The organism is Okeania hirsuta (genome assembly GCF_003838195.1).
Classification (GTDB): domain Bacteria; phylum Cyanobacteriota; class Cyanobacteriia; order Cyanobacteriales; family Microcoleaceae; genus Okeania; species Okeania hirsuta.
In genome coordinates this window covers 1-26,506 of sequence record NZ_RCBY01000039.1, presented here as the reverse complement: position 1 = coordinate 26,506, position 26,506 = coordinate 1, and the positions used below count along the sequence as shown (strand labels likewise).

The window sequence follows — 26,506 nt, the reverse complement described above, 5'->3', positions numbered from 1 at the left end:
GAATACATATAGATGCTATACTCTTTTATCTACTATAGTATAAGCATCTTGATGCAAATTCTAGTTCACTAACTTATAGTTACATCTGTCTCACCTCCCCTTAGTCTTAACTATTCCTTATAGCATCATTTTTGCTTAGTAACAAATTATGCCAACGCCAGAATTTGCTTTTGAGTTATCAGTAGACATGGAACTTATTGCCAAATTAGGTTAAAAATCAAATTTCTGTATCTATAGTAAGTTATAAGACATACAACAGTTTGATTTTTTCATCTTGCTATTGTTAGCTTTTTTGCATTGGAATCAAATACTATGATTGTTCTATAGCTATTCGTTCTGGTAAAACATCGTGACTGAGTAAATCTTGGTAAGTTTCCCTTTGTAATATTACATTTACTTCGTCATTGCTAACTAAAACTCCTGCTGGACGTGGTAGACGATTGTAGTTAGAAGCCATGCTATAGTTATACGCACCAGTAGCCATTACTACCAAGCAATCTCCTGGTTGAGTTACGGGTAACATGGCATTTTTAACTAGAATGTCACCAGATTCACAATGTTTACCAGCAACGGTAACTGTTTCTGTTACAGGTTCAGAGAATTTATTAGCTACAACCACTCGATAAAGAGATTGATAGGTGATTGGACGAGGATTATCTGACATTCCCCCATCTACTGATATATAAGTCCTAATTTCTGGAACTTGTTTTTGAGCACCAATTGTATAAGCTGTTACACAAGCCTGGCTAATAATTGAACGTCCAGGTTCGCATAATAGTTTTGGTAAAGGTAATTGTCTAGCTTGGCAAGCATCTACCATTGCCTTACTGATATTGTGAACCCAAGTTTCAATACTAGGAGGGTCATCTGCTTCAGTATAACGGATTCCTAAACCACCACCCATATTAATTTCTGTGACTGATAGATTATGTGCCATGGCAGTTGTCATTGCATCTACCATTACACTTGCTAAATCTTGATGGGGCTGAACTTCAAAAATTTGGGAACCTATATGAGCATGAATTCCTATAAATGATAGTTTTTGTTGTTGACTTATGAAGCTAAAAACATCATTTAATTGGTTAGGGTCAAATCCAAATTTACTATCTAGATGACCTGTACGAATGTATTCGTGGGTATGACATTCAATACCAGGTGTAAACCTCACCATTATTTTTGTGGGATTTTCTAGTGCTTCTGTTTGTTCGTTTTTTAAATCGGCTAATGTTTTTAATTCTAGCCAATTGTCGATAACAATTACACAATCTGTTTCGACCGCTAAACTTAATTCTGCAAGAGATTTATTATTGCCATGTAAGTATATTTTCTCTGGATTAATACCTGCTTGGATAGCTGTGTATAATTCACCTCCAGATACAACGTCTATACCTAAACCTTCAGAACCACAAATAGCACATACTGCTAGACAGCTCCAAGCTTTAGAAGCATAAAGAACCAAAGATTCTCCAGGGTAGTACTGTTTAAGTGCATCTCGATATTGACGACAAGCTGTTCTGAGAGTATATTCGTCCAATATATATAGAGGTGAGCCAAATTTCTCGACCAGTGCTGGGACATCCCAGCCACCGATTTCTAAGTGGTCTAGATTGTTAACTTTGGCAGTGAGTGGTAAAAGTTCCTGATTTGGTGAACTTTCCATTTTTGGCAAATACTGAAGTCCAGAATTTGCGGATATTACAGGTTGAGTTGATACCATAAGTGTTGTACAGAGTTATACTCTAGTAGTCTAATTTAATAATATAGAAGTTATTTCACTTTTTGACACTCCCCGCGATGAATTGACGGAGATTCTTCGTTCTATGACCAGACTTGCTGAGACAAGATTTCTCCTACCCCAGTAGAGGAGAAGTCTCCCAAAGTGTTTGACTGGATGAGCCTGGTTTCTGTGTGCCCCACAGTACCAAGGGCGATATTCAGAATGTTGATAGCTGTATTGTGGTCTCGGTCCAGAACACATCCACATTGACAAAGATGAGTTCTAGTTGATAGTGATTTCTTGACCGTGGTTCCACAGTTTAAACAATTTTGGCTAGTATAAGCTGGGTTGACTGCAACAGTGGCTTTACCGAATCTATGGCCAAAATACTCTAACCATTCTTGATGCAATCGCTCATGGGGGAAACCCTCAAGACCGCGCTGCATCGCTTTTCTGAATTTATACCAACCTGCATCATTAATAGACTTAGCCAGACAGTGATTCTTAACTAGATTCTTAATCCTCAAATCTGCCTCCGGCACGTCGCTCTGCCTCTACATAGGCGACCACATCCTTAGACTGGACTACGCAATGTCCTAGTCTCTTAGCATGTTCTTCACGTTGCCTACTTATTTTGAGGTGTACTGATCCGAGTTTATTAATGGCGCACTTGGGGTTAGCACTGCCTTTTTTCTTGCAAGAAACCCGACTTTGATAAAATTTAAGTCGTTTCTGACTCTTCCTGTAGAACTGTGGATTATACTCTGTATTGCCATCTGAATCTGTGTAGAACTCTTTGAGTCCCACATCTAAGCCAACGTTATGCAATGTCTGTTCTACATCAACCTTGATATCTACGCTGATACAGAACTGACAATAATCACCATCAGCTCGTCTAAGCAATCTCACTCTTTATAATCTGTTCAATTGGATAGAAGGCCAAGTCCCACGTCCCCATCAATTTGAGTTTTCCTATACCTTTTTTGTCAGTAAATTCAATATTTTTAGGGTCATGCAATTTCCAGCCGCTGATTTTATATTCAACTGAACGGCTATGTTTTTTTAATTTTGGGAAACCCTTTTTGCCTGGTACTTTCTTGTTACAGTTTAAGAAAAACTTGGCAATTGCTGACCAACACCGTTCTACAGATGCCTGACAAGCATGAGAGTTTAAATCTTTGACAAAGGGATACATTGCGCGTATTTCGGTATTGTACTGAGTACAGTTCTTTTCTCCCTAAACCTCGATTGTCCATCCAATAAAGCAGACATAAGTTTCTCAGGAATTGACCCGTCCGAATTGCCTCATCAATCCCTTGATATTGATTCAGTTTTCCCTTGGCTTTCAATTCTTACACTATCATAATCTTAACGCTAGCTTGTCTGGCGTATATGATCTGTGATCTGACGTTCAATTCAATTTGGGCAACTTGATTGAGGTTAACTGTCCTTCTAGGGTGCGAATTGAGACCTGCTTTTTTTGGTCAATTTTTGATTAATTTTTTATCTAGAATTTAGACTTTTGCAATTATGGCAATTATTACGATTCAACCAATGAGTCCAAAGCATATTTCTAGCGTGGTTGAATTGGATCGACTCTGCTTTGGTGGACTCTGGAATTTTCAAGGTTATCAGCAAGAACTAGAAAGTCCTAACAGTGATTTGCTAATTTTAGTAATTAGCCAAATGAATGAAGAGATGAAAAGGGAGGTAACCTTTAAATCTTCTAACTCTAAATCAGAGCTTACCAATTATCAGTCCATAATTGGCATAGGTTGTTTATGGGCTATTTTAGAGGAAGCACATATCACTATTCTCGGAATTCATCCCCAATACCAACGTCTGGGTTTAGGTCAGTTATTATTATATTCCTTAATGAGGTCTGCTTGGGACAGAGGTTTAGAGAGAGCCACCTTAGAAGTTGCAGCTTCAAATACATCTGCATTGTCCCTTTATCACAAGTTTGGGTTTCAAGATGTGGGCCGTCGTCGAGGATATTATCAGCAAACTGGCGAAGATGCTCTAATTCTATGGCGTGGTCATCTCCATGACCCAGAATTTGAGCAAACTTTGTCCCAATGGCATAGACAAGCGATCGCTCGTCTGAATGACTATGAAGTAAGGTGGGAAAAGTTAGAATCGGTTATTGGTAATTAGCGATCGCTCAACTCAAATAGCTTTATTATTTTGAGTTAATTTTGTTTATAGACCCTTTTGCCTACACTTTAAATTTATTGTATGGAGTTTATAGATATAATCTGTAAAAAATCTAAAAACACATAAAAAGTCTAAAAATCTCACCCAATATTGCATTTTGTTAAGATATTTTCTCATAGAATCTAAATATAAAAACTACATTAATAGCAAAGATTTAGTTGACTGAAATAGATAATTGTTACCGATAAAACTTTAGAATTTCTTAAAATAAACAAGCAGATTTAATCATCTCTATATAAAAACCTGAGCTATACTTTAGAAACTCAAATTATATTTTGGCTATAAATATGTAAGTGTAAATACCATTAATGGAGGAGGAAGTACATAACGTTAAATTCTTTAGAATCTTACATCTCAAAAGCAAGCTTTATAGATAATGATTTGATTCCAGTGTACAACAAAGGTGAGAAAAATCAAGTTACTTTTTCAGGAAAAAGAGTAGAAAGAGGAATGCAATTGCACCGCCACCAAAGGATTAATCAATGAGTTGCGTGAACGGTTCTCTGAATATAATGAGAAAAGCAGCTCACTTTTGTCTTTAACTATGGGAAGCGAGGGTGTTGTAGTATCTCCTTCGGGGGAGCTTTCCTGCTGAATGCTACGCAAACGCTAACACCCAGTCAGGGTGACACCTGGGTTCCGAAGGATATGTCTTATGTGACTATATTTTTATGAACTATCTCAAGTCTGAATAAGCATTTTGCGGGGTAAATACAGAAAGCGTAAACTTCTCTAAAGTTCATCAAACTTACTCATAATTATAGCTATCAAACTAAAATAAGTAAGTTTTTTTTCAGTTGTCTATCCATTGAGTCGCTATCAGCTACAATTAAGGTATGAAGCTAGTTGAACGTCATGTTATCAGCAAATCACATTATTTGTGGTCAGAAATTGACCACAAGGCTTTTTTGTCGAAAAATCTGTTCAATTTAGCTAACTATTATTATCGTCAATACTTCTTTTGCGATCAAAAGAAATTAAATTTTAATGAACTGTATCACAAGGTATCTAAAACTGATGATTATCAAGCTTTACCTACCAAGGTAAGTAAGCAAATTATTAAGAGATTAGATCAAAGTTGGAAACATTATTTTTCAGCTTTAAGAGAGTGGAAAAAACAGCAAAATAAATTTTTAGGAAAACCAAAAATTCCCAAATATAAACATAAGTCAAAAGGCCGAAATATTCTGCCTTATCCAGATGAATCAATTTACAAAAAAGCCTTAAAAAAAGGGATTTGTCATCTGTCGATGAGTGAAATAAAAATTCCTACTTCACAGACAGAAATAATAGAGGCAAGAATCATCCCCAAAAGTAGCTGTTATCTTATAGAAATAGTCTATGAAAAACAGGAGGAAATAACAAATAATCAACAAATAGCAGGAGTAGATTTAGGAGTAAATAACTTAATAGCTGTAACGACAAATCAAACAGGAATATCACCTCTTTTGATTAAAGGCAGACCATTAAAAGCAATCAACACTTTTTATAATAAACAGCGCTCTTGTTTACAATCTCAATTAAAAAATAACCACAATAAAAGTAATTATCATCGGTTAAAAAAATTAACTCACAAACGAAATTGTCGAGTAGAAAACTATCTTCATACAGCAAGTAAAATAGTAATAGATTGGTGTGTAAACTATGAAATAGGGACCTTAATTATTGGGTATAATCAGACTTGGAAACAAGAAATAAAATTAGGGAAAAAGAACAATCAACAATTTGTGAATATCCCTCACTATAGGTTAATAGAGATGTTAAGGTATAAAGCCCAACTAAGAGGAATAAAAGTAATAATTACCGAAGAATCCTATACATCTCAATCGAGCTGTTTAGATGGGGATGATTTACCCAAAGATGGAGAACAAAAACCGGAATTTAGTGGAAAAAGAGTAACAAGAGGGTTGTATAAAACTAGGGAAAATAAATTATTAAATGCTGATGTAAATGGGTCGTTTAACATTATTAAAAAAGTAATTCCTGATGTCTTTGACCAAGGAATAAAGGGTTTGCCGTTTAACCCTGTGGTGGTTGATCCACTACGAATGACTAATATTTCAGGCTTTCTCATTCAGTTTGAGTAAGTTTAGTTGAGCGGTAACAGTTTTAATATAAATGTCACGCTAGAATAACCGTAAGGGGAACTTTATAAATAATAGGAATTAATTAATTATGTTTGAACGCTTCACCGAAAAAGCAATCAAAGTGATAATGTTGGCCCAAGAAGAGGCTCGGCGCTTGGGACATAACTTTGTGGGGACGGAACAAATCCTCCTGGGTCTAATTGGAGAAGGCACAGGTGTTGCGGCCAAAGTTCTCAAATCTATGGGTGTTAATCTCAAGGACGCTAGGATTGAGGTAGAAAAAATAATTGGCCGTGGATCTGGATTTGTGGCTGTAGAAATTCCTTTTACTCCCAGAGCTAAAAGGGTTTTAGAATTATCCTTGGAGGAAGCACGGCAATTAGGACATAACTATATTGGTACTGAGCATCTACTTCTGGGTTTAATTCGAGAAGGGGAAGGAGTTGCAGCAAGAGTTCTAGAAAACTTGGGCGTAGACCTCTCGAAGGTACGGACTCAGGTAATTCGGATGTTGGGTGAAACTGCAGAAGTCACTGCTGGTGGTGGCGGTGGACGGACTAAAACTCCTACTCTGGATGAGTTTGGTTCTAATCTGACTCAAATGGCATCTGAAGGTAAGTTGGACCCAGTAGTGGGAAGGCAAAACGAAATTGAACGGGTTATTCAAATTCTAGGTCGTAGAACGAAAAATAATCCAGTTTTGATTGGAGAACCAGGGGTCGGAAAAACAGCGATCGCTGAAGGTCTGGCACAACGTATTGCTAATAATGATATACCAGATATTCTTGAAGAAAAGCGGGTAGTTACTCTGGACATTGGTCTATTGGTGGCTGGCACAAAATATCGAGGAGAGTTTGAGGAACGTCTGAAGAAAATTATGGATGAAATTCGCTCTGCGGGTAATGTCATCCTAGTTATAGATGAGGTTCATACTCTAATTGGAGCTGGTGCAGCAGAAGGGGCAATTGATGCGGCTAATATTTTGAAGCCTGCTTTGGCTCGTGGGGAGCTACAGTGTATAGGGGCAACAACCCTCGATGAGTATCGCAAACATATTGAACGAGATGCGGCACTCGAACGTCGTTTCCAACCAGTAATGGTGGGTGAACCTTCCGTTGAAGAGACAATTGAAATTTTATACGGTTTAAGGGAACGTTACGAACAACATCATAAGTTAAAAATTTTGGATACAGCTCTAGAAGCTGCTGCTAAATTGTCAGACCGCTATATTAGCGATCGCTATTTACCGGATAAAGCTATTGATTTGATTGATGAGGCAGGTTCCCGGGTTCGTTTGATTAATTCTCAACTTCCTCCGGCAGCTAAGGAGTTAGATAAAGAGTTGCGTCAAATTCTTAAAGAAAAGGATGAGGCAGTACGCTCTCAAGATTTTGATAAGGCAGGAGAGTTGCGCGATCGGGAAATGGAGATTAAATCTGAAATTCGTTCCCTTGCTCAAAGTAAAAAGACAGATTCCACGAGTGAAAATGATTCTCCAGTGGTTAATGAAGAAGATATTGCTCATATTGTTGCAAGTTGGACAGGTGTTCCAGTTAGTAAGCTCACAGAATCTGAATCTGAGAAGTTGCTACACATGGAAGATACTCTGCACCAACGTTTGATTGGTCAGGAAGAAGCTGTCAGAGCAGTATCTCGTGCTATTCGTCGGGCAAGAGTAGGATTGAAAAACCCCAACCGACCAATTGCTAGCTTTATTTTCTCTGGACCGACTGGGGTTGGTAAGACAGAATTAACTAAGGCTCTGGCTACATATTTCTTCGGGTCAGAAGAAGCAATGATTCGGTTGGATATGTCTGAATACATGGAACGTCACACTGTTTCTAAGTTGATTGGTTCTCCTCCTGGTTATGTGGGTTATAACGAAGGTGGTCAGCTAACTGAAGCAGTTCGTCGTCGCCCTTATACTGTGGTGCTATTTGATGAAATCGAAAAAGCTCACCCTGATGTCTTCAATATGTTGTTGCAAATTTTGGAAGACGGACGGTTGACTGATGCTAAGGGTCGTACAGTAGATTTCAAGAATACCTTAATTATTATGACCTCCAATATCGGTTCTAAGGTAATCGAAAAAGGAGGCGGTGGTCTTGGTTTCGAGTTCTCCGATAATGAAGCTGATGCTCAATACAACCGAATTCGCAACTTGGTTAATGAAGAACTAAAACAATATTTCCGCCCAGAATTCCTCAACCGTTTAGATGAGATTATCGTCTTCCGTCAGTTGAATAAGGATGAGGTGAAGGAAATTGCTGTGATTATGTTGAAAGAAGTCTTTAGTCGTTTGACAGAAAAAGGCATCAAGCTAGAAATTACTGAACGCTTCCAAGAGCGGTTAGTTGAGGAAGGTTATAATCCCAGTTATGGAGCGCGTCCTCTACGTCGGGCAATTATGCGTTTGCTTGAGGATGTTTTGGCTGAGGAAATTCTTTCTGGTGCTGTTCGTGAGGGCGATACTGCTGTGGTTGATGTTGGAGAGGATGGTCAGGTTAAGGTTACTCAAGGTGAAAAACGAGAGTTGTTGCCTCAAGGAGCTGAGTAGGATTTAGTTTCTTCTGGGAACGGAAGTTAATTTTTCATGGTAAGACGGCAGAGAGTTTAAGCTTTCTGCCGTTTTGAGGGAGTAGGGAGTCAGAATTTTTAAATTAATGATGATAAAAATTGTCAGAACCAATTTAGGATTGCTATGTAAATTATAGTAGAGTAGAACTTTAAGAGATGCGGTCGGTGAGAGCTACGCTCCCTCCGCCTTCGGCGTTAAACAACCGTGAATGCCTGTGGATAAGTAGGACTTGCTGATTAAATATCAAAGCACTGACAGATATTGGTTTCAGCCTTTTTTTGCCTTTAAAAAGTGCGCCTGTTTCAGTCTAAAAAGCTCAAAAAGCTAGTATTTTAGGCGCATAGTTGGGCAAAAAAATTAAGGGACAAAACTTAGCTCCTGCCTCCTCGCTCATTCCCTTTTCTCCTGTCTCCTGTCTTCTGTCTCCTGACTCCTACCCCCACCAAAAGACTTTTTCAGCAAACCCTAAGTAACCGCCGACGACCTCAGTAGAAGCAAGGGACATTGCATGCAACGTCCGTACACATCAATTTTTCACGTTATGTGACGCTTTGTATCAGTTTTATGGATCAGCTAAATCAAATTTTTCGAGATGCCCAACTAGCCAATGATAGAATATAGACTGGAACAAGAATTTGCTGAACAAATGGATGCTAGAGATCCTCTCGCTTCCTTACGAAAAGAATTTTATATTCCCAAGGCTGCTTCTGGGGAAGAAAATATCTATTTCTGTGGTCATTCTCTAGGATTACAACCTGTAACTGTTCGAGAAAGCATCGAAAAGGTATTATATGATTGGGAAAAGCTGGGAATTGAAGGATACTTCTGCGGTACTCCTCGCTGGCTGGATTATAGTAAATCATTAAAGCCAAAAATGGCTGAAATTGTCGGCGCACTGGAGTCAGAAATAGCAATCATGAATACTCTGACCATGAACTTGCATCTGATGCTAGTCTCATTTTATCGACCTAGCCCAGAAAAATACAAAATTCTGATTGAAGCTAACGCCTTTCCTTCTCCTCGATATGCGCTCAAATCCCAGATTGAATTTCACGGTTACGATCCAGAAATTACCTTGCTGGAAATTAAACCTCGTCAGGGCGAAACCTACATCAGAACCGAAGATATTGAAAACTTATTAGAGCAAGAAGGTAATTCAATTGCTTTAGTATTTCTAGGAGGAATAAACTATCTAACAGGACAGTTTTTCGAGATGAAAAAAATTACTGAGCAAGCACACCAATACGGTTGCTTGGTAGGATTCGATCTCGCTCATGCTGTTGGCAATGTTCCCCTTGCTTTGCATGATTGGCAGGTAGATTTTGCAGTGTGGTGCAATTATAAATATATGAATAGTGGACCAGGAGCGGTCGGAGCTTGTTTCGTCCATGAAAAATATGCCCATCAGTTCAATTTACCTCGGTTTGCTGGTTGGTGGGGCAATAAAATTGAAACGCGGTTGCTGATGAAACAAGATATTGAACCGTCATCCGGTGCAGAAGGTTGGCAAATTAGTAATTCAGATGTTTTATCATTAGCGTCCCTGTCAGTTTCTCTAGATATCTTTGCCAGGGTGGGAATGGCACAATTAGTAACTAAAAGTCGCCTGCTGACTGGCTATCTTGAATTCTTATTGAATAGTCTAGAAAACAAACCTTTATTGCTTACCCCTGCCAATCCTGAAGCTAGAGGATGTCAGTTATCGATTCAGATTAAAAATGCCGAGGGAAATTTGCTGGAAAAGTTAACAGAACGAGGAATATTATGCGACTGGCGCGAACCAAACACCCTTCGGATTGCACCTGTTCCCCTCTACAACCGCTATACAGAAGTTTTTCAATTTGTGCAAGCTTTATCAGAATTATAATAAAACTCGATCGGAATTATCAGAAAAAGGGTAGTCCTGCATAGTAATGGTATAGAGGAAAAAGGAAGATCTGGCACGGGAGCAAGGCTAGATAAAACAAAGTTATATGTGATATAAATTCTTCTGATAAAAAAAAAGGGTGATCACTGCAAGAAAAGGTAGGATATAATAAACTCTAGCCTATCCAATGCATTGTACATCGGCAGACCAAACATTCCGGTTTTCCGGAGTCGTCATCTCGCGGTGGAACATTGTCGGCGTTGGCGGGGCTTGTAACTGTTGGCTAAAATCTGGTATTATCTATTAAAATCTAGGATTATCTGTTTATGCTACTTGGATTCAAAACAGAGTTACATCCAAATAACCACCAAAAAACATTGCTAGCTAAACACGCGGGTGTAGCGCGTCATGCTTATAATTGGGGTTTGTGGTTAACTAAAAATATCTTAAACCATAACCAGCATAATCCTGATAGTAAGCTTAAATTTCCTACTGCAATCGACCTCCATAAACTTTTGGTAGCAATGGTTAAACCAAATAACTATTGGTACTACGAGGTTTCTAAAACAGCACCTCAGTATGCTTTGAGGTATTTATCCAATAGTTGGAAACGCTGTTTTACCAAAGTGTCTGGTCAACCTAAATTCAAGAAAAAAGGTAAAGATGATAGCTTTACTTTAGATGGTTCAATTACAGTTGGTTTTAATCAGATTAAATTACCAAGAATTGGATGGGTGAAAACTTATGAAATTTTACCAGATAATGTAACTCCTAAATCTGTAACTATTAGCAGGAAAGCTGATAGATGGTTTATTAGTTTCAAGACAGATACAGAAACTCAAATTACTGAAAAATCAGTAGATGTAGTTGGTGTAGATTTAGGAATAAAATCTTTAGCAACATTATCCACTGGCGAAGTATTTCCTGGAGCCAAATCTTATAGAAAGTTAGAAGCTCAACTTTCTCGGTTGCAATACTTGAATCGACATAAAGTCAAGTTTTCCAATAATTGGAAAAAAGCGCAACTTAAGATAGCTAAACTACATAGCAAAATAGCTGATATCAGAAAAGATACATTGCATAAACTTACTACTTACTTAGCCAAGAATCACAGCCAAATAGTAATAGAAGACTTAAATGTATCAGGAATGATGGCAAATCATAAGCTAGCTAAGGCTATTGCTGATATGGGTTTTTACGAGTTTCGTAGGCAGCTAGAGTACAAATGTCAACTATACGGCTCATCCTTAACCATTGTTGACAGATGGTTTCCCAGTTCTAAAACCTGTTGTAACTGTGGAACTGTAAAAGAGTCTCTGTTGTTATCAGAGCGCGCTTTCACTTGCGAACACTGCAATTTTAGCTGCGATAGAGACTTGAACGCAGCGTTAAATTTAGCTCAGGCGGTCAGTTTGCTCCGCAACGCTAGCGCGAACGACCGTGACAGCTTGTGGACTGGATAACGCCGACGTTGCCAGGTTGAAGCAAGAATAGAACAGATTATTTATTATAGAAAATCATAGATTTATATAGATAATCATAGGTTTCTAAGAACGGTCAGTGATGTACCGCAAAAATTCGCTGGCGGTAGTGCAGCTCTATGTTCCCTGGTACAGTCCCTCGACGCTGGTTTAGGAATACAACACGCAGGTAACACTCAATCGTTTTTGCAGGAGATGCACTCCTATATGTCCCCCAGGCACCGCCAGTTTATTGTCGCCATTTGGTCAGGACCATCTATCAAACAGTTTATAATCGACCACCAACAGAGTCATCCTGCTTTATGTGATTTATACAATCATTGCGTTGAGGAGCTAATGAACTTTAGAAAACAGCACTTGGCAATTGCTGCTCAATATATCCTCCAACAAGCTCCCAAAGAGCAGAGGGGAACTGGCGGCACCAATTTTGTCCCTTTTCTCAAAAAAGTAGAAGCACAAACCAAAGCCAATCTAATCTCGAATGTGGTTTGATAGTAAATGGGGGCGTTGCTGAATTAAGGGATAAATATAAGTGGGATGGGCATCCTGCCCGCCCGAAAATATAAGGACTGGGCAAGATGCTCATTTCACAAAACTATTAAAATCATCCCGCATTTATGCAACGCTGTAAATGGTTATCCAGTTCATCCTTTATATATTCCGAAACAGTTTATGAAAGATACAAATACTGAACCAGATAAAGTTGGTACAACAGAAGCAGCATTTCTTCTAAATATTTCTACGGCTAGACTCAGGTTACTTCTCAGGCAAGGTCGTCTCAAAGGAGCCAAAAAAGTCAAACGGTTTTGGGTAATTCCTTTAAATCGTCGAGGAATGCCAGAAATTACTCCTGGTCGTCGAGGTCCTCAAGGAACTTGGAATAAAGGATTCCGTACAGGCAATACTTTTATCCATGTGCTGCGAAGAGAAATTGACTATAACCGAGACCACGGTACTTCTCTTCCAGCAATTTCTGTCAAACAAGGAGGCAAAAACCATCGCTGCCACGAAGTAGAAATTCTGGGAAACTGCAAAATAGTCTATCGTCCTCATAAACCTAACAAAAGTCAAGCTGGTGGTGCGCGGCTGTGGATTGAGACAGAGCCTGATATTGAAATTATTCGCAAATTTTTCCGGGATGTAGAACTGCAAGAAGACAAACCTCAAGGCTTTGGTTAAGGTAGGGTCTGATTTTTAGATTCAACCAATTTTTATTTATACTATTAAATAGTACTGTCGCGTTGTGGATGCGTAAGTTCTGATTTATTGTAATCTATTTGGGATTGCTATATTTTGTGACAATAAGCATCTTAAAAAGTAATGTCAATATTATTTATCTACCAAAAACTCAAACTTTGATTTTTCCCTGCCACTACTACAACAGCAATATAATTAGATTCAGGAATAAACTGATATAAATACCAACGGGAAGCTGCTTGAAAATCTCCATTAATACTAGGGCGTGTCATCAATTAAAGATAAAGAGGTTGACATTAAAGGTATAGTATGCTTATAGAACCCCTGAGCGTATCTCTAAAAATTTAGGTGATCGCCAATCTCTGAAGCATTAGTCGAATAAAACACATAATTTACTTGGAAGTAGCATTTTCCAGGGTTCTTTTCCTGCGGAATGCTGCGCAAACAAAATTTTTAGTCAAGCTTTTACACCTCTCCATCCAGGGATTGGTTCTTTCCATCACCCACCAGGCTTGAACGGGAACAAACCCTTTTTTTCCCAGATTCTCTTTCTCTAACTTTGATGGTTTTGGCGATAGTTTAAACCGAATCTTAGTCATAATTGCCGGATAAATTTTCTTTAACTCCTCTATGATCTTTTCGGGGTGGTATCCATGATCAAGTAAGATAGTAATCTGAGGAATATTGACTGGTTTGGATTTCAAATAGTCGATGTTGTTTGAGATCATTTCTATTCATCCTACATCATCAGTTTCTGATGATGCATGTACAGTGGGTAAAAAAAGGAAAACCAAGACTATCAACTGCTAAGTGCCTCTTAATTCCAGCTGAATGTAGCTGCTGCCAAAAAACTGTGGAATCAGGAGGCAAATATGCAGGGCAAATCACACCAATTACAACCATTCTTAAGTTGGTAGAGGATACCATCAAGTATTTGCCTTTTCGTCCATTTTGTGGGACAAGTTTTCTTCTTTTTTGGCAATAATGGTTCAACTTGAACCCATTCTTTGTCTGTTAAACTGCTTGAATACGGCATTTGCCTAACTCTTGTTTAGGATAATTGGCGATCGCTACTTAGTATAAACTTGGACGGAAAAGATACGCTCAGGGGTTCTATAAAGAATAACTACAGGAATAACAGGCATAGGACTGCTCTCAATGACTAGACGTTATGGTTTGCGTGACGACCAATGGGAACCCATTCCACATTTACTACCAGGCCGTGAAGGAACTGTAGGAAGAACAGCATGCATACAACCGCCTCTTTGTAGAAGCGGTTTGATACAGATATCGGGCGGGAATTCCTTGGACAGACTTACCAGAAAGATTTGGGGACTTCCGCATTGTCCATACCCGTTTTAGCCGTTGGAGCGGTTCTGGAGTCTGGGAAAGACTATTTCAAACTCTAGCTGAGGATGCAGATAACGAATATGCCATGATCGATGCCACTATTGTTCGTGCTGATCAACATAGTGCCGGAGTGAAGGACAGTAGTGCAGAACAGGAAGACATTGGCCGTAGCAAAGGAGGGTTGAGTACCAAGATACATGGAGTAGTAGATGCTCTGGGTAATCCTACTAATTTTTTTTACTACTGGTCAAGCATCGGACTTGGATGGGGCAGATGTAGTATTACCGATGGTAAAAGCGGAAGCAGTATTAGGGGAAAAAGCTGATGATGCTCAGGAGCGGGTGCCAATCGCCTTTGACCCACAGAGGAATAGAAGTAGTGATTTCCCCGAAAAAAAAAACTGCGCGTGAACTGCGTAATTATGATCAGATATTGTACAAAGCAGGTCTATGAATCGAAAATTTCTTTGCCAAACTCAAAGAGTATCCAGCGTTGGCTCCGCCTAGCGGCAGCTATATCGCTACTAGATACGATCAACGTTCGTTTAACTTCCTGGGAGGGATTTATTTGGTAGCCTCAGTCATTTTATACCAAGCGTGAAAAAATAATGTTACGAATAGTAAGAGGAATAAAAAGACTTTTCAGAATATTCCCTTTGACAAAAAAGATGACTTCCGACCTAAAAAATGGTATTGAAGCCCTTCCTATACGACTCCTGACTCCTGACTTCCCCTCCTGGGAGGGGGAGGGGCGAGGGGTGGGTTGACTCCTAAGAAATATCCTAACTATTTGTAGCAAACATTTATCAATTTGGTATTATGAGCATAGCGATTGCCATCGACCTAGAGCATACAATACCCCTACTTGTCAATTTTTTAATTGATGACACGCCCTAATAAAAGGCAATTTTTTTATAAATATTTATAAATAGATGATAGTAAGGAGTAGGGTAGAATTTCATACAATTTTCCTTTCTCCTTACTCCCGAAGGAGGGATTATATAACTATATTTAACTCTCTATCCCTACCTCCTTACTCTTCCATATCTTCTGGGTCTATATCTTCTGTTTCTTCTGCATCTATTTCTTCCATATCTTCTATTTCTTCTGTTTCAGTGGCAGGAACTAAAGCTACTTCTGCGATGGTATCTGCGTCATCTAGTTTTTGTACCCTTACTCCTGTAGCACTACGAGATTGAATCGAAATAGCGTCAACTGCTTGACGAATAATAATTCCGCGAGTAGTAATCATTATTAATTCTTCAGTTTCGTTGACTATTCGTAAAGAAGCTAATTTATCTTGTTTCCGTTTCTTCTTCTTAAACTTAGTAGCAATGCGACCTTTACCACCTCGGTTTTGTAAGGTAAATTGAGAAACTGGCACCCGCTTTCCATAACCACCAGTAGTAATAACTAATGCCCACGGACCACTATTATTAACTGATGTAGTTTCTTCAGTTTCTTCCTCTTCTATTTCTCCATTTTCTAGTTCTAATTCTGCTTCTTCTAGCTCTAATTCTTCCTCATCAACATCAGCAATTTTATCTAAAATTGAACTGGGTAAAATATCCATACTAATTAACTCATCATCTTCGATCAGTTTCATAGATTTTACCCCTCTAGTATTACGACCCAAAGAACGTAATTGCTTATTATCCGTTCTAAAGTGAATTGCCATCCCAGAACTAGAAGCAATAATCACACTATCATCAACTTTCGCTCTTCTTACCCATCTTAATTGGTCGCCTTCAGCGAGAGAAATAGCGATTAATCCATTAGAACGGATATTAGAAAATGCTGATAAAGGTGTTTTTTTAATATATCCACCTTTGGTCAACATCACTAAAAATTTGTCATCCGTAAATTCAGAAACTGCCACTATAGAAGTTACTTTTTCATCTCGTGGAATAGGTAACATTTGTACCACTGGTACACCCCTTGCTATACGAGAACCAATAGGAATTTGATAAGCATTTAGACAGTAAACAACACCTCTTTGAGTAAAGAATAAAATACTGTCATGGTCACAACAACTGAGAAAATGTTCAACTCCATCATCATCTTTCATTTTCGTACCAGACTTACCACGAGTTGCTCGACTTTGAGCCTCAAAAGTATTAACTGGCATCCGTTTAATATAGCCTTGTTCTGTTAGTAAAATAATTGCTTTTTCATTGGCAATTAAATCTGTATCATCTAGCTCACCTTCTGCTAATTCAATGATAGTTCTTCTCGGAGTAGCATAACGTTCTTTTATTTCTAAAGCTTCAGTTTCAATAATTTCTAGAATCCGTTCCCGTTTCGCTAATATATCTTGTAAATCAGCAATTCTTAACAGTAATTCTTCATGCTCTTGTTCAATTTTTTGCGCTTCTAATGCTGTTAATCTTCTTAACTGCATTTGTAAAATTGCGTCTGATTGTACTTCAGATAAACCATGATTTTCAATTAACTCTTGTTTAGCAGTAGGAGTATCTGCAGCCTGACGAATTAATTGAATAATTGCATCTAAATTGTCTAAAGCAATTAACAAACCTTGTAATAAATGGTCTCTTTCTTCAGCTTTTCGGAGTTCATATTGAGTCCTTCTCGTAATAGTTTCTATCCGAAAATCTAGGAAAACTTCGAGATATTTTTTCAGCGTTAGTAACTGGGGTTCTGAATTTACTAATGCTAAAATATTAGCTCCAAAATTTGCTTGTAGCGTGGTTTGTTTATAAAGATTATTGAGTACAACTCTAGGATAAGCATCTCGTTTGAGTTCGATAACTACCCGCATTCCGTCGCGATCGCTTTCATCCCTAATATCAGAAATGCCATCAATTTTTTTGTCATTAACCAGTTCAGCAATTTTTTCAATTAAAGCTGCTTTATTAGTTTGGTAAGGTAACTCTGTAACAATAATAGCTTCTTTATCAGGACGACCGCGCTGTTCGAGAGTTTCTATAGTAGCGACTCCCCGCATAGTTATAGAACCGCGACCGAGTGTGTAAGCATCACGGATACCAGATTTTCCCAGAATTTGAGCCCCTGTAGGAAAGTCAGGACCGGGAATGTAGTGCATTAACTCAGTATCAGTTATTTCTGGGTTGTGTATCAGTGCTAACAAACCATCAATAAGTTCCCCCAAGTTGTGGGGAGGAATATTAGTTGCCATTCCCACTGCAATACCAGACGAACCATTGAGGAATAGTTGAGGAATGCGGGAGGGCAATGCCAACGGTTCTTGTTGAGAACCATCAAAGTTATCTACAAAATCTACTGTTTCTGCATCAATATCCCGCAACATGGCATCAGAAGTGAGCGCTTGTAGACGACACTCTGTGTAACGCATAGCCGCAGGTGGGTCATTGTCTACGGAACCAAAATTACCGTGACCGTGAATGAGGGGCGATCGCATTGAGAAATCCTGAGCCATTCGCACCAAAGCATCGTACACCGCTGTATCGCCGTGGGGATGATACTTACCCAGCACTTCTCCCACAACACGAGCGCATTTACGGAAAGGGCGGTCTGCTGTTAACCCTAATTCGTTCATGGCATAGAGTATGCGGCGATGTACGGGTTTGAGACCATCTCTAGTATCTGGTAATGCCCTACCTACGATTACACTCATGGCATATTCTAGGTATGATTGGGACATTTCATTACGGAGATCGGTCGGTACAATTCGTGACTCAGAAGTAGTCATACTAATGAAAAACTCCGTTAAATATATAATGAATTAGCAAAAAACCGAAAAAATTGGATTTCGTCCGATTAAGTTCGGTGTATTTGCCAAATTATGCTGTTTACGTCTACAATTATAGCATATTTTGTGTCTATTTTTTGAGAAAATTAATGAGTAATAGATAAGTATTTTCCGTCCGATTTCAAGTTAAAATACTGGTATGATTACACTGAAGAAGGAAGAAGGAAGAAAAAAGAAGGAAAAAGTGGAGGGGGATAGTCAATGACTTATAACTCCAACCATCTGTAAACACCGTGTAGACAGGGGGGTATTAAACCCAAAATCAAAAGATAAAAAGTTTCATTTAATCAAAAAAAATCTAATATCTAAAATTAACTGATGATTTCTGTTATTTATTCCGATGAATTTCTCGAACACAAAACTGGTATGCTACACCCGGAGCGACCAGAACGTTTAACTGCAATTGTCAAAACTCTCAAAACTTTTCCTCACAATGGCCAATTGCAATGGCGATCGCCCACCCCGGTGCAACAACGTCATTCATCATTGATGACACTACTAGAAAAAGTTCACTCTCGCAGCCATATTCAAGCAGTAGCAGAAATAGCTAATCAAGGTGGCGGTTATTTGGATGGAGATACGCCAGTTTCTGCGAAAAGTTATGATGTGGCATTATTAGCGATAAGTGCTTGGTTAGATGGAGTCGATCTAGTATTAGCAAATGCCAATCCGGCGTTTGTGTTGGCGAGACCCCCTGGACATCATGCTGAAAGTAGACGAGGCATGGGATTTTGCTTATTTTCCAATGCGGCGATCGCAGCTCATTATGCTCTAGAGAAACCAGGTATTAACAAAGTCGCCATTCTAGACTGGGATGTGCATCACGGTAACGGTACTCAAGAAATTGTCGAAACCAACGAAAATATAGCCTACTGCTCCCTCCATCAATCTCCCTGTTATCCAGGCACTGGCTCTGCTGATGAACATGGTTTCCACAATAATGTATTAAATTTACCCATGTCACCAGGTACCACAATGGCAATTTATCAACCCACATTCGAGCAAAAAGTTGTACCCTTTTTAGCTAGCTTTCAACCAGATTTATTGATTGTTAGTGCTGGCTATGATGCTAACCGTGACGACCCATTAGCAGGTATTGCTCTACAACCAGAAGACTATGGAGAATTTACAAAATATTGTTTGCAAATAACCCGCAAAATCTTATTTGGTTTAGAAGGTGGTTATGACCTACCTAGCTTATCTCAATCAGTAGTAGCAACAATTGAACGTTGTTTGTAGATTAATTCAGTTAGCCTCCTACCGGAAGAACTGTGTTAGCAGTTATCAGTACCTCCGGCAATAGGGAAGCTTTGAAGATGTAGGTAAGTTAAAGCGATCGAAGATTTCAAAATCAAACATTATCAGGACTTAAATTAAACGGACATGAAATGATATGAATAATTATATTTTAACTGAGACTGGATTGATTCGCTACCACTCAATTAATTTGCAATTTTGTAATTCTCTAGGTTGTGTGGGTACTAACCACAAATCTAATCAAAACGCAAATTTTGTGTTTAAATGGTTAGTCCAGCCCACTTTTTTCAAGTAAACGTTATTTTGGTGACAATACGTCGGGATGCTAGGCCAGTTCCAACCTCTATTGTTCGGCATTAAACAGCCAAAGAGATTTGAAAAGCTAGTGTGCCGAACGTAAAAAGTTTAAATAACCGGGCGAGGCCAACTTTACATCTAAAATAAATTGATAGCTGAAGAAAATCAAGGCTTGCAATTAAAAATTGACCCTGGTTCTAAACAAACAGGCTTTGCAATGGTTACCCAAAGTGAAGAAGTTATCTTTGCAATGGTTTTAATCCATCGTGGTCAGTAAATCAAGAATGCTTTGGAGCGACGGCGAACTCTTCGTCGAGGTCGTCGTCGAAAAACTCGCTACCGTAAGTGCAGATTTTTCAACCGCAAACGAAACAAAGGATGGCTGCCACCAAGTTTCAGGCATCGGGTTTTGAGATCATGTCCGTTGGGGCGCGTTTGTGTAAAAGTTAGCGTGGATATCTACAGGAAATTTAAGTTTTTTTCTTGCTCAATGGCCTTCCTGTTTGTTGCCTGTTGCCTTCCGGAGCTTTTGCCTGTTGCCTACCTTTTCTATACAATACCGATGCTACCGGACATGATATGACTGTAGAAACTTGGGTTAATAGACTTTGTAAACTAAGTCCGATAAGTAGTTTGACTATGGAATTGGTCAAGTTTGACACCCAGAAAATACAGAACCCAGAAATTTCAGGAGTTGAATATCAAAAAGGGGAACTATTTGGTGATCATGTCCGGGAGTATCTATTAGAGAAATGGGGTCGATTATCTGCTGATTGTGGGGGAATAGATACGCCCTTAGAAGTTGAACATATAGTTCCACGCTCAAAAGGTGGTAGTAATCGGGTGTCTAATTTAGCCATAGCTTGTCATCAATGCAACCAAAATAAGGGTGCTATGGATATTCGGGAATTTCTCGAAAATAAACCGTCTATACTAGCTCATGTTCTAAAGGTTGCCAAAACGCCATTAAAAGATGCTGCTGCAGTCAACACAACCCACACTCAAATCTTTGAAACTTTAAAAGCAAAAGGTTTGCGTGTGATTACCGGTAGTGGTGCTGGTACTAAATATAACCGTTGTCGGTTGAATTTGCCAAAAGAACATTGGATAGATGCTGCTGGCGTTGGTGAAATTGAAAAGTTAACAATATTTACTTCTCAACCCCTGGTCGTCACAGCAATGGGACATGGTTGCCGACAAATGGTACAGATGGATAAATATGGTTTTCCTAGGATTGGTGACAAAGCAAAAAAACCTGTACCAGGTTGGAAAACAGGGGATATGATCAATGTCGTCAAAGGCCAAAATGCTGGGTTAAAAGCAGTCAGGATGAAAACTGTGACAAGCAAAGGCAACTTTGATATCCGAGAGGGGGATCAAATTTTGTCTGTATCTCGAAACCATATCCAACCGGTCCATAGACAAGATGGATACAATTACTCATTTTAAGTATATTTTTTCTAAGAGCATAAAAGTACCCTGGGGCGTAGGAAAATATAAATATTTTAGAAAGGCCAATCATCAGTATAAATGGACAACTTGATTCAGGAAATGCCATGAAATAGACACAATACTCCCTTACTGTACTTTAAAAGTGAAGAGTATGTCAAAATCAGCAATATAATTATGGGCATAAAACAGATATTTCAAACCCAATGTTTGAAATCCAGCGGCAGCTTAGGGCCAGCTAACTAGCAGAAACCTGTGTAGTGATTTCTCTCCTAGCTGCTAAGGCTAAATCTACCGCCTATATGTAATACTTAAGTAACACAAAAGTGTAGCACCTAACAAGAGAGTTAAATTATGAAAAAAGACCTCACTAATTATCGTAATTTCGGCATCTTCGCCCACGTTGATGCAGGCAAGACCACCACAACCGAAAGAATCCTGAAACTAACCGGAAAAATCCATAAAATCGGTGAGGTCCACGAAGGTGCAGCAACAACAGACTTTATGGAACAGGAGCAAGAGCGGGGTATTACAATTCAATCCGCTGCCACAAGCTGCTTCTGGAAAGACCACCAGTTAAATATTATTGATACCCCTGGCCACGTTGACTTTACCATCGAGGTATATCGTTCTCTCAAGGTACTTGATGGTGGTATTGGTGTATTCTGTGGCTCTGGTGGTGTGGAACCCCAGTCTGAAACCAACTGGCGCTATGCCAACGATTCTAAAGTTTCTCGGATTATCTATGTAAACAAACTTGACCGGACCGGAGCTGATTTCTACAGGGTTGTGAAGCAGGTTGAAGATGTACTCGCGGCCAAGCCATTAGTAATGGTATTACCTATTGGTATTGAGAATGATTTTGTGGGAGTAGTCGATCTACTAACCCGCAAAGCATGGGTATGGGATGATTCTGGAGACCCAACCAAATATGAAATTAAAGACGTTCCAGAGAACATGGTTGATGATGTAGAGAAATATCGGGAAATGTTGGTTGAAACTGCTGTGGAGCAAGATGACGAAGTGATGGAAAAATATCTGGAAGGAGAAGAGCCAGATATTGACACTCTCAAGAACTGCATCCGTAAGGGAACCAATGAGTTGGCTTTCTTCCCTACCTACTGTGGCTCATCTTTCAAGAATAAGGGCGTGCAGTTGGTACTAGATGCGGTAGTTGATTATCTACCTAACCCGACTGAAGTTAAACCACAGCCAGAGATCGATCTAGAGGGTAATGAGACTGGTAATTTAGCTTATGTTGACCCTGAGAAGCCTCTGCGTGCTTTGGCATTCAAAATCATGGACGACAAATATGGTGCTCTAACTTTTACCCGCATCTATTCTGGTATGTTGTCCAAAGGTGACACAGTGCTGAATACTTTTACAGGTAAAACTGAGCGAGTTGGACGTTTGGTGGAAATGCACGCTGACTCTCGCGAAGAAATTGAATCAGCTCAAGCTGGTGATATTGTTGCTATCGTTGGTATGAAGAATGTCCAAACTGGTCATACTCTCTGTGACCCTAAAAATCCTGCAACTCTAGAACCGATGGTGTTCCCCGATCCAGTGATTTCTATTGCTGTGGCAGCAAAAGACAAAGGTTCTGTGGAAAAACTGGGCATGGCATTGAGCAAGATGGTTCAGGAAGACCCGTCTTTCCGAGTTGAGACAGACCCGGAAAGTAATGAAACTATTATCAAGGGTATGGGTGAGTTGCATTTGGATATCAAGGTTGATATTCTGAAGCGGACTTATGGGGTTGATGTGGAAGTTGGTAAGCCACAAGTAGCTTATCGCGAGTCTATTACTAAGCGTCTTGAAGATAGTTATACTCACAAGAAGCAGTCTGGTGGTTCTGGTCAATTTGCTAAGATTGACTATATTTTTGAGCCAGCTGAACCAGGTGAAGGTTTCCAATTTGAGTCAAAGGTGACTGGTGGAAATGTGCCCAGAGAATTTTGGCCAGCCGTGCAAAAGGGTTTTGAAAGTAGTTTTGAAAAGGGTATGTTAGCGGGTTTCCCTTGTGTGGATATGAAGTTTACGTTGATGGATGGTGCTTTTCACCCGGTTGACTCCTCGGCGATCGCCTTTGAGATTGCTGCTAAGGCGGCCTATCGACAGTCTTTTTCTAAAGCATCTCCTCAGTTACTCGAACCGATAATGAAGGTTGATGCGTTTACCCCTGACGATCATGTTGGTGATGTGATTGGAGACCTCAACCGCCGTCGAGGAATGATTAAGTCTCAAGATTCATCACCCATGGGTACTCGTATTAAAGCAGATGTGCCATTGAGTGAGATGTTTGGTTATATTGGTGACTTGCGGACTATGACTTCTGGTAGAGGTCAGTTTTCAATGGAGTTTTCCCATTATGCACCTTGCCCTGCTAATGTGGCGGAAGTGGTAATTAAGGAAGCTAAAGAGCGTGAAGAAGCGAAGAAATAGTTAGGTCTGGTATATAGAACCCATTTGAGATCTATTTAAAAATAAAGGGGCAGATGAGGAGATGGGGGATGGGGTGTATTGAAGTATTTTCAATTATTGCTTCTATCCCACTCCCGACTCCATGGCTCAAAATTGTCATCCAGCTCAAGATACCAAATGGGTTCTATACAGGGTTGAAAACTTAAAATTAACTTCCCTGGCGGGAAGTCCCGCGCTCTCCTGTTGGCGGAGCAAGTGCGGCAGCTATTAGGGGAGCGTCGGGATGAAAGCCAAGGCCAAGAGTCAGATACCTCCATGCACTAAATTTTCTTATACCCTTAACAACCTAGGAGGTATTTTGTTACTATCAAGATCAACGCAGGGGGTTGACATCACCTCTGGCAAAACAGCGGTCAGTTTTTTTCCTGACTGAAGAATCCTGGGTTGTCGCGTAAGCACAACGTCGGGAGTATGTCAAGTAGAAAAGCCTTGTATAGACATCTCTAGAAAACCTTGTAGGGGGGGTTCGGTGGAAACCTCCTACAAAATTTTTTATTTTTTCCCTAATGGGATATTTGATATATTGACATTCTCCCCCGGCTAAAGCACGGGGGATTCCAAACCTCACGATTTGGGTTTGCTCTTTCTCTTCGTTCGAGCTGACTTACTAGATTGAGTTTCCTCAACAAAGCAGAGGCCATTCTCTCCAGAGGCGTTAATTTCCGTCTGCCCGACCGTAAATGTAACTATTACTACGGAGTCTCTGGAAGTTAAAAATGGTGCTCAAATATCTGCCAATACCTTTGGTAATGGGAATGCAGGGACTGTGGAGATTAATGCTACTGAGACTGTGGTCTTGGATGGAGGAGACTCAGAATTTGTCACTGGAGCATTTAGCGCAGTGCAACCAGGAGCAGAAGGGGATGCAGGAGATGTAACTATTACCACCAGGTCTCTGGAAGTTATTAATGGTGCTCAAGTATCTGCCGATACCTTCGGCAAGGGGAATGCAGGCAGTGTGGAAATTAATGCTACTGAGACTATAGTCTTGGATAGAGGAGACTCAGAATATCTCACTGGAGTCTTTAGCGATGTGAACCGAGAAGCAGAAGGGGATGCGGGGGGTGTAACTATTACCACCGGGTCTCTATTCGTTAAAAATGGTGCTGAAATATCTGCCAGCACCCAAGGCCAAGGAGACGCAGGCAATATATTCATCACAACAGAAACTCAACTAACAATAAACGAAAACGCTCAAATCTCTGCCTTCACCGAAAGCAGTGGCATAGGAGGCAATATCATCCTATTCGCCCCAGAAACCCTCAACATTACTGACAACGGACAAATAACAGTCCGCAGCAGCGGATCAGGCAAGGCAGGCCAAATTGACATCCTTAGTCCCAACATCACCCTCTCTGACGGTATAGATATCACCGCTTTTACCACAGGTCTAGGCAACGCTGGTGACATCAACCTAGAAGGCGACCAAATCAACATCCAACCCAACACCCAAATACTAGCCTTCACCGAAAACACCGGAGAAGGAGGCAACATCACAGTCAAAGCCACAGAAACCCTCAACCTACAAGCAGACACCCAACTATCAGTCGAAACCAACAGAGGCGGAAAAGCCGGAAACATAGAAATCACCACCCCCCAACTCACCATCGGCGAAAACGCCCAAAGAAGTGCCACAGTCAACCTCGGAGCAACAACAACAGATCCAGGAGGCAACATCACCATCAACACCAACCAACTCAACATCGCAGGAGAACTGGGAATATTTGCCGAAACCGAAGCCACAGCAGATGCAGGCGTTCTCACCCTCAGCCCCTACAAAACCAACCCCAACCTAGACATCAACTTCACCAACCAAGGCTTCATCTCAGCCTCCACAAGCTCCACAGGCAACGGAGGCAACATCAACCTCACCGCCCCAGAAAGCATCAACATCAAAGGAGACGGCAACATCTCAGTCCAAACCACAGACAAAGGAAACGCAGGAGCTATCAACATTGGCACTCAAAACCTGACACTCTCCGATGGAGTAGCCATATAGCAACCGCCAAGGCGGTTAGGACACTGCTTGCAGAACTAATTCAATCGCCGGAAAGCAAACAATCAAATCCTTTGAGCTGGTGACGAATGCGACTTTTAAGCCAAGACCAACATTTCTCTATGGGATTGAGGTCTGGTGAATAAGGAGGTAAATACAACAGTTGACAGCCAGCCCCTTGAATTAGTTGTTGAATCTTTTCACAAAGGTGGAAAGCAGCGTTATCCATGATCACTACTTGCCCTGGTTGAAGTGTAGGTAACAAAAAATTTTCGAGCCACATCTCAAAGACAATACGATTACACGAACCATCCACTGTAAAAGGTGCCATTAAATTTCCATTGCACAAAGCAGCAATCATGTTGATGCGCTCTTGACGCTTTCCCGATTTAAGTGAGTAGAATCGTTCTCCTTTTTGATTCCATCCATAATCATACTGCTGTTGGTTATTCATACCTGACTCATCTATATAAACCATTGATTTAGGTTGGACTTTGGACAAAAAGAAAAAGTGGTTAGCGTAAGTATTACACTAACTAATTGGTGATTGTATTAGAAATCAAATCTGGAATTATCTTCGTTTCTCACATTATTTATCATCCTGAAGATCATAGGATGGGTCTGGTTCAATTTCTCCACCAAAACAAATATCTAAATAACTTTCTTGAAGGGAATGAACAACTCTCTCCAACTCATCAATAAGATTCCTTCGAGTCATTTTTTCAGCAGACAAAACCTTTATCCATTATCCTAATCCAATTAAAGGAAATAAACCCATT

18 protein-coding genes and 3 pseudogenes are annotated in these 26,506 nt (G+C 39.9%); 13 read left to right on the top strand and 8 right to left on the bottom strand.

What is annotated here, in order from left to right; translation table 11 throughout:
• Nucleotides 1-310: 310 nt before the first annotated feature.
• The gene (gene lysA, locus D5R40_RS09385) at nt 311-1,717 is read right to left on the bottom strand and encodes a diaminopimelate decarboxylase (protein WP_124145550.1); all 1,407 of its coding nucleotides are present in this window, start codon (nt 1,715-1,717) and stop codon (nt 311-313) included.
• A 101-nt stretch (nt 1,718-1,818) separates the two neighbouring features.
• Nucleotides 1,819-3,066, bottom strand: a pseudogene (locus D5R40_RS09380) (RNA-guided endonuclease InsQ/TnpB family protein).
• Between the two features lie 181 nt (nt 3,067-3,247).
• Between D5R40_RS09380 and rimI the strand changes: the two are divergent.
• From rimI to D5R40_RS09345, 7 genes are all read left to right on the top strand, one after another.
• Nucleotides 3,248-3,874 carry a ribosomal protein S18-alanine N-acetyltransferase gene (gene rimI / locus D5R40_RS09375; RefSeq protein WP_124145549.1) on the top strand — a complete coding sequence of 209 codons (627 nt, stop codon included), beginning with the start codon at nt 3,248-3,250 and terminating at the stop codon, nt 3,872-3,874.
• Nucleotides 3,875-4,770: 896 nt separating this feature from the next.
• On the top strand, nt 4,771-6,021 hold the full coding sequence (locus D5R40_RS09370; protein WP_124145548.1) for an RNA-guided endonuclease InsQ/TnpB family protein: 1,251 nt from the start codon (nt 4,771-4,773) through the stop codon (nt 6,019-6,021).
• 88 nt (nt 6,022-6,109) lie between these two features.
• Entirely contained in the window at nt 6,110-8,578 is a 2,469-nt protein-coding gene (locus D5R40_RS09365) for an ATP-dependent Clp protease ATP-binding subunit (RefSeq protein WP_124145547.1), read from the top strand.
• 628 nt (nt 8,579-9,206) lie between these two features.
• Complete coding sequence (gene kynU, locus D5R40_RS09360) at nt 9,207-10,466, top strand: kynureninase (protein WP_205127406.1); 1,260 nt, start codon at nt 9,207-9,209, stop codon at nt 10,464-10,466.
• A gap of 326 nt (nt 10,467-10,792) precedes the next feature.
• Nucleotides 10,793-11,929 (top strand): RNA-guided endonuclease InsQ/TnpB family protein, encoded by a 1,137-nt coding sequence (locus D5R40_RS09355; protein WP_124145546.1) that lies wholly within the window; start codon nt 10,793-10,795, stop codon nt 11,927-11,929.
• Nucleotides 11,930-11,989: 60 nt separating this feature from the next.
• A complete protein-coding gene (locus D5R40_RS09350) occupies nt 11,990-12,439 on the top strand; it encodes a PrnB family protein (protein ID WP_124145545.1) in 450 nt (149 codons plus the stop codon).
• A 180-nt stretch (nt 12,440-12,619) separates the two neighbouring features.
• Complete coding sequence (locus tag D5R40_RS09345; RefSeq protein WP_124154547.1) at nt 12,620-13,126, top strand: DNA-binding protein; 507 nt, start codon at nt 12,620-12,622, stop codon at nt 13,124-13,126.
• A gap of 158 nt (nt 13,127-13,284) precedes the next feature.
• Here D5R40_RS09345 and D5R40_RS40890 read toward each other — a convergent pair whose 3' ends face one another.
• The 3 genes from D5R40_RS40890 to D5R40_RS37015 form a co-directional block, all read right to left on the bottom strand.
• The gene (locus tag D5R40_RS40890; protein WP_275670392.1) at nt 13,285-13,416 is read right to left on the bottom strand and encodes a hypothetical protein; all 132 of its coding nucleotides are present in this window, start codon (nt 13,414-13,416) and stop codon (nt 13,285-13,287) included.
• A gap of 120 nt (nt 13,417-13,536) precedes the next feature.
• Nucleotides 13,537-13,872, bottom strand: coding sequence for a transposase (locus D5R40_RS09335; protein ID WP_205127405.1), 336 nt, complete (start codon nt 13,870-13,872; stop codon nt 13,537-13,539).
• A gap of 131 nt (nt 13,873-14,003) precedes the next feature.
• The gene (locus D5R40_RS37015; RefSeq protein ID WP_192901140.1) at nt 14,004-14,180 is read right to left on the bottom strand and encodes a transposase; all 177 of its coding nucleotides are present in this window, start codon (nt 14,178-14,180) and stop codon (nt 14,004-14,006) included.
• Between the two features lie 122 nt (nt 14,181-14,302).
• Between D5R40_RS37015 and D5R40_RS09330 the strand changes: the two are divergent.
• Nucleotides 14,303-15,094: pseudogene (locus tag D5R40_RS09330) on the top strand (IS5 family transposase).
• Between the two features lie 432 nt (nt 15,095-15,526).
• Here D5R40_RS09330 and gyrA read toward each other — a convergent pair.
• Nucleotides 15,527-18,184 carry a DNA topoisomerase (ATP-hydrolyzing) subunit A gene (gene gyrA / locus D5R40_RS09325; RefSeq protein WP_124145543.1) on the bottom strand — a complete coding sequence of 886 codons (2,658 nt, stop codon included), beginning with the start codon at nt 18,182-18,184 and terminating at the stop codon, nt 15,527-15,529.
• A 378-nt stretch (nt 18,185-18,562) separates the two neighbouring features.
• On the opposite strand from gyrA, the gene D5R40_RS09320 reads away from it, so the two are divergent.
• The 5 genes and pseudogenes from D5R40_RS09320 (at nt 18,563) to D5R40_RS09300 (ending at nt 25,730) form a co-directional block, all read left to right on the top strand.
• Nucleotides 18,563-19,483 carry a histone deacetylase family protein gene (locus tag D5R40_RS09320; RefSeq protein WP_124145542.1) on the top strand — a complete coding sequence of 307 codons (921 nt, stop codon included), beginning with the start codon at nt 18,563-18,565 and terminating at the stop codon, nt 19,481-19,483.
• Nucleotides 19,484-19,958: 475 nt separating this feature from the next.
• Nucleotides 19,959-20,207, top strand: a pseudogene (locus tag D5R40_RS39345) (RRXRR domain-containing protein); the annotation flags it as partial.
• 74 nt (nt 20,208-20,281) lie between these two features.
• A complete protein-coding gene (gene iscB, locus D5R40_RS09310) occupies nt 20,282-21,247 on the top strand; it encodes an RNA-guided endonuclease IscB (protein WP_240041570.1) in 966 nt (321 codons plus the stop codon).
• A gap of 354 nt (nt 21,248-21,601) precedes the next feature.
• A complete protein-coding gene (fusA, locus tag D5R40_RS09305; protein ID WP_124145540.1) occupies nt 21,602-23,692 on the top strand; it encodes an elongation factor G in 2,091 nt (696 codons plus the stop codon).
• 805 nt (nt 23,693-24,497) lie between these two features.
• A complete protein-coding gene (locus tag D5R40_RS09300) occupies nt 24,498-25,730 on the top strand; it encodes a hypothetical protein (protein ID WP_124145539.1) in 1,233 nt (410 codons plus the stop codon).
• A gap of 40 nt (nt 25,731-25,770) precedes the next feature.
• Here the strand turns inward: D5R40_RS09300 and D5R40_RS09295 are convergent, their stop codons facing one another.
• Nucleotides 25,771-26,229, bottom strand: coding sequence for an IS630 family transposase (locus tag D5R40_RS09295; protein ID WP_282433617.1), 459 nt, complete (start codon nt 26,227-26,229; stop codon nt 25,771-25,773).
• An 87-nt stretch (nt 26,230-26,316) separates the two neighbouring features.
• Nucleotides 26,317-26,460: a hypothetical protein gene (locus D5R40_RS34915; protein ID WP_161564961.1), complete on the bottom strand. Its 144-nt coding sequence runs from the start codon at nt 26,458-26,460 to the stop codon at nt 26,317-26,319.
• Nucleotides 26,461-26,506: the final 46 nt, after the last annotated feature.

Bases quoted from the DNA above. Each gene is read 5' to 3' on its own strand.
- gyrA (WP_124145543.1), bottom strand. From the start codon at position 18,184: ATGACTACTTCTGAGTCACGAATTGTACCGACCGATCTCCGTAATGAA.
- D5R40_RS09365 (WP_124145547.1), top strand. From the start codon at position 6,110: ATGTTTGAACGCTTCACCGAAAAAGCAATCAAAGTGATAATGTTGGCC.
- D5R40_RS40890 (WP_275670392.1), bottom strand. From the start codon at position 13,416: ATGACACGCCCTAGTATTAATGGAGATTTTCAAGCAGCTTCCCGTTGG.
- D5R40_RS37015 (WP_192901140.1), bottom strand. From the start codon at position 14,180: ATGCCGTATTCAAGCAGTTTAACAGACAAAGAATGGGTTCAAGTTGAA.
- D5R40_RS09320 (WP_124145542.1), top strand. From the start codon at position 18,563: ATGATTTCTGTTATTTATTCCGATGAATTTCTCGAACACAAAACTGGT.
- kynU (WP_205127406.1), top strand. From the start codon at position 9,207: ATGATAGAATATAGACTGGAACAAGAATTTGCTGAACAAATGGATGCT.
- D5R40_RS09355 (WP_124145546.1), top strand. From the start codon at position 10,793: ATGCTACTTGGATTCAAAACAGAGTTACATCCAAATAACCACCAAAAA.
- D5R40_RS09345 (WP_124154547.1), top strand. From the start codon at position 12,620: ATGAAAGATACAAATACTGAACCAGATAAAGTTGGTACAACAGAAGCA.
- D5R40_RS09370 (WP_124145548.1), top strand. From the start codon at position 4,771: ATGAAGCTAGTTGAACGTCATGTTATCAGCAAATCACATTATTTGTGG.
- lysA (WP_124145550.1), bottom strand. From the start codon at position 1,717: ATGGTATCAACTCAACCTGTAATATCCGCAAATTCTGGACTTCAGTAT.
- rimI (WP_124145549.1), top strand. From the start codon at position 3,248: ATGGCAATTATTACGATTCAACCAATGAGTCCAAAGCATATTTCTAGC.
- fusA (WP_124145540.1), top strand. From the start codon at position 21,602: ATGAAAAAAGACCTCACTAATTATCGTAATTTCGGCATCTTCGCCCAC.
- D5R40_RS09335 (WP_205127405.1), bottom strand. From the start codon at position 13,872: ATGATCTCAAACAACATCGACTATTTGAAATCCAAACCAGTCAATATT.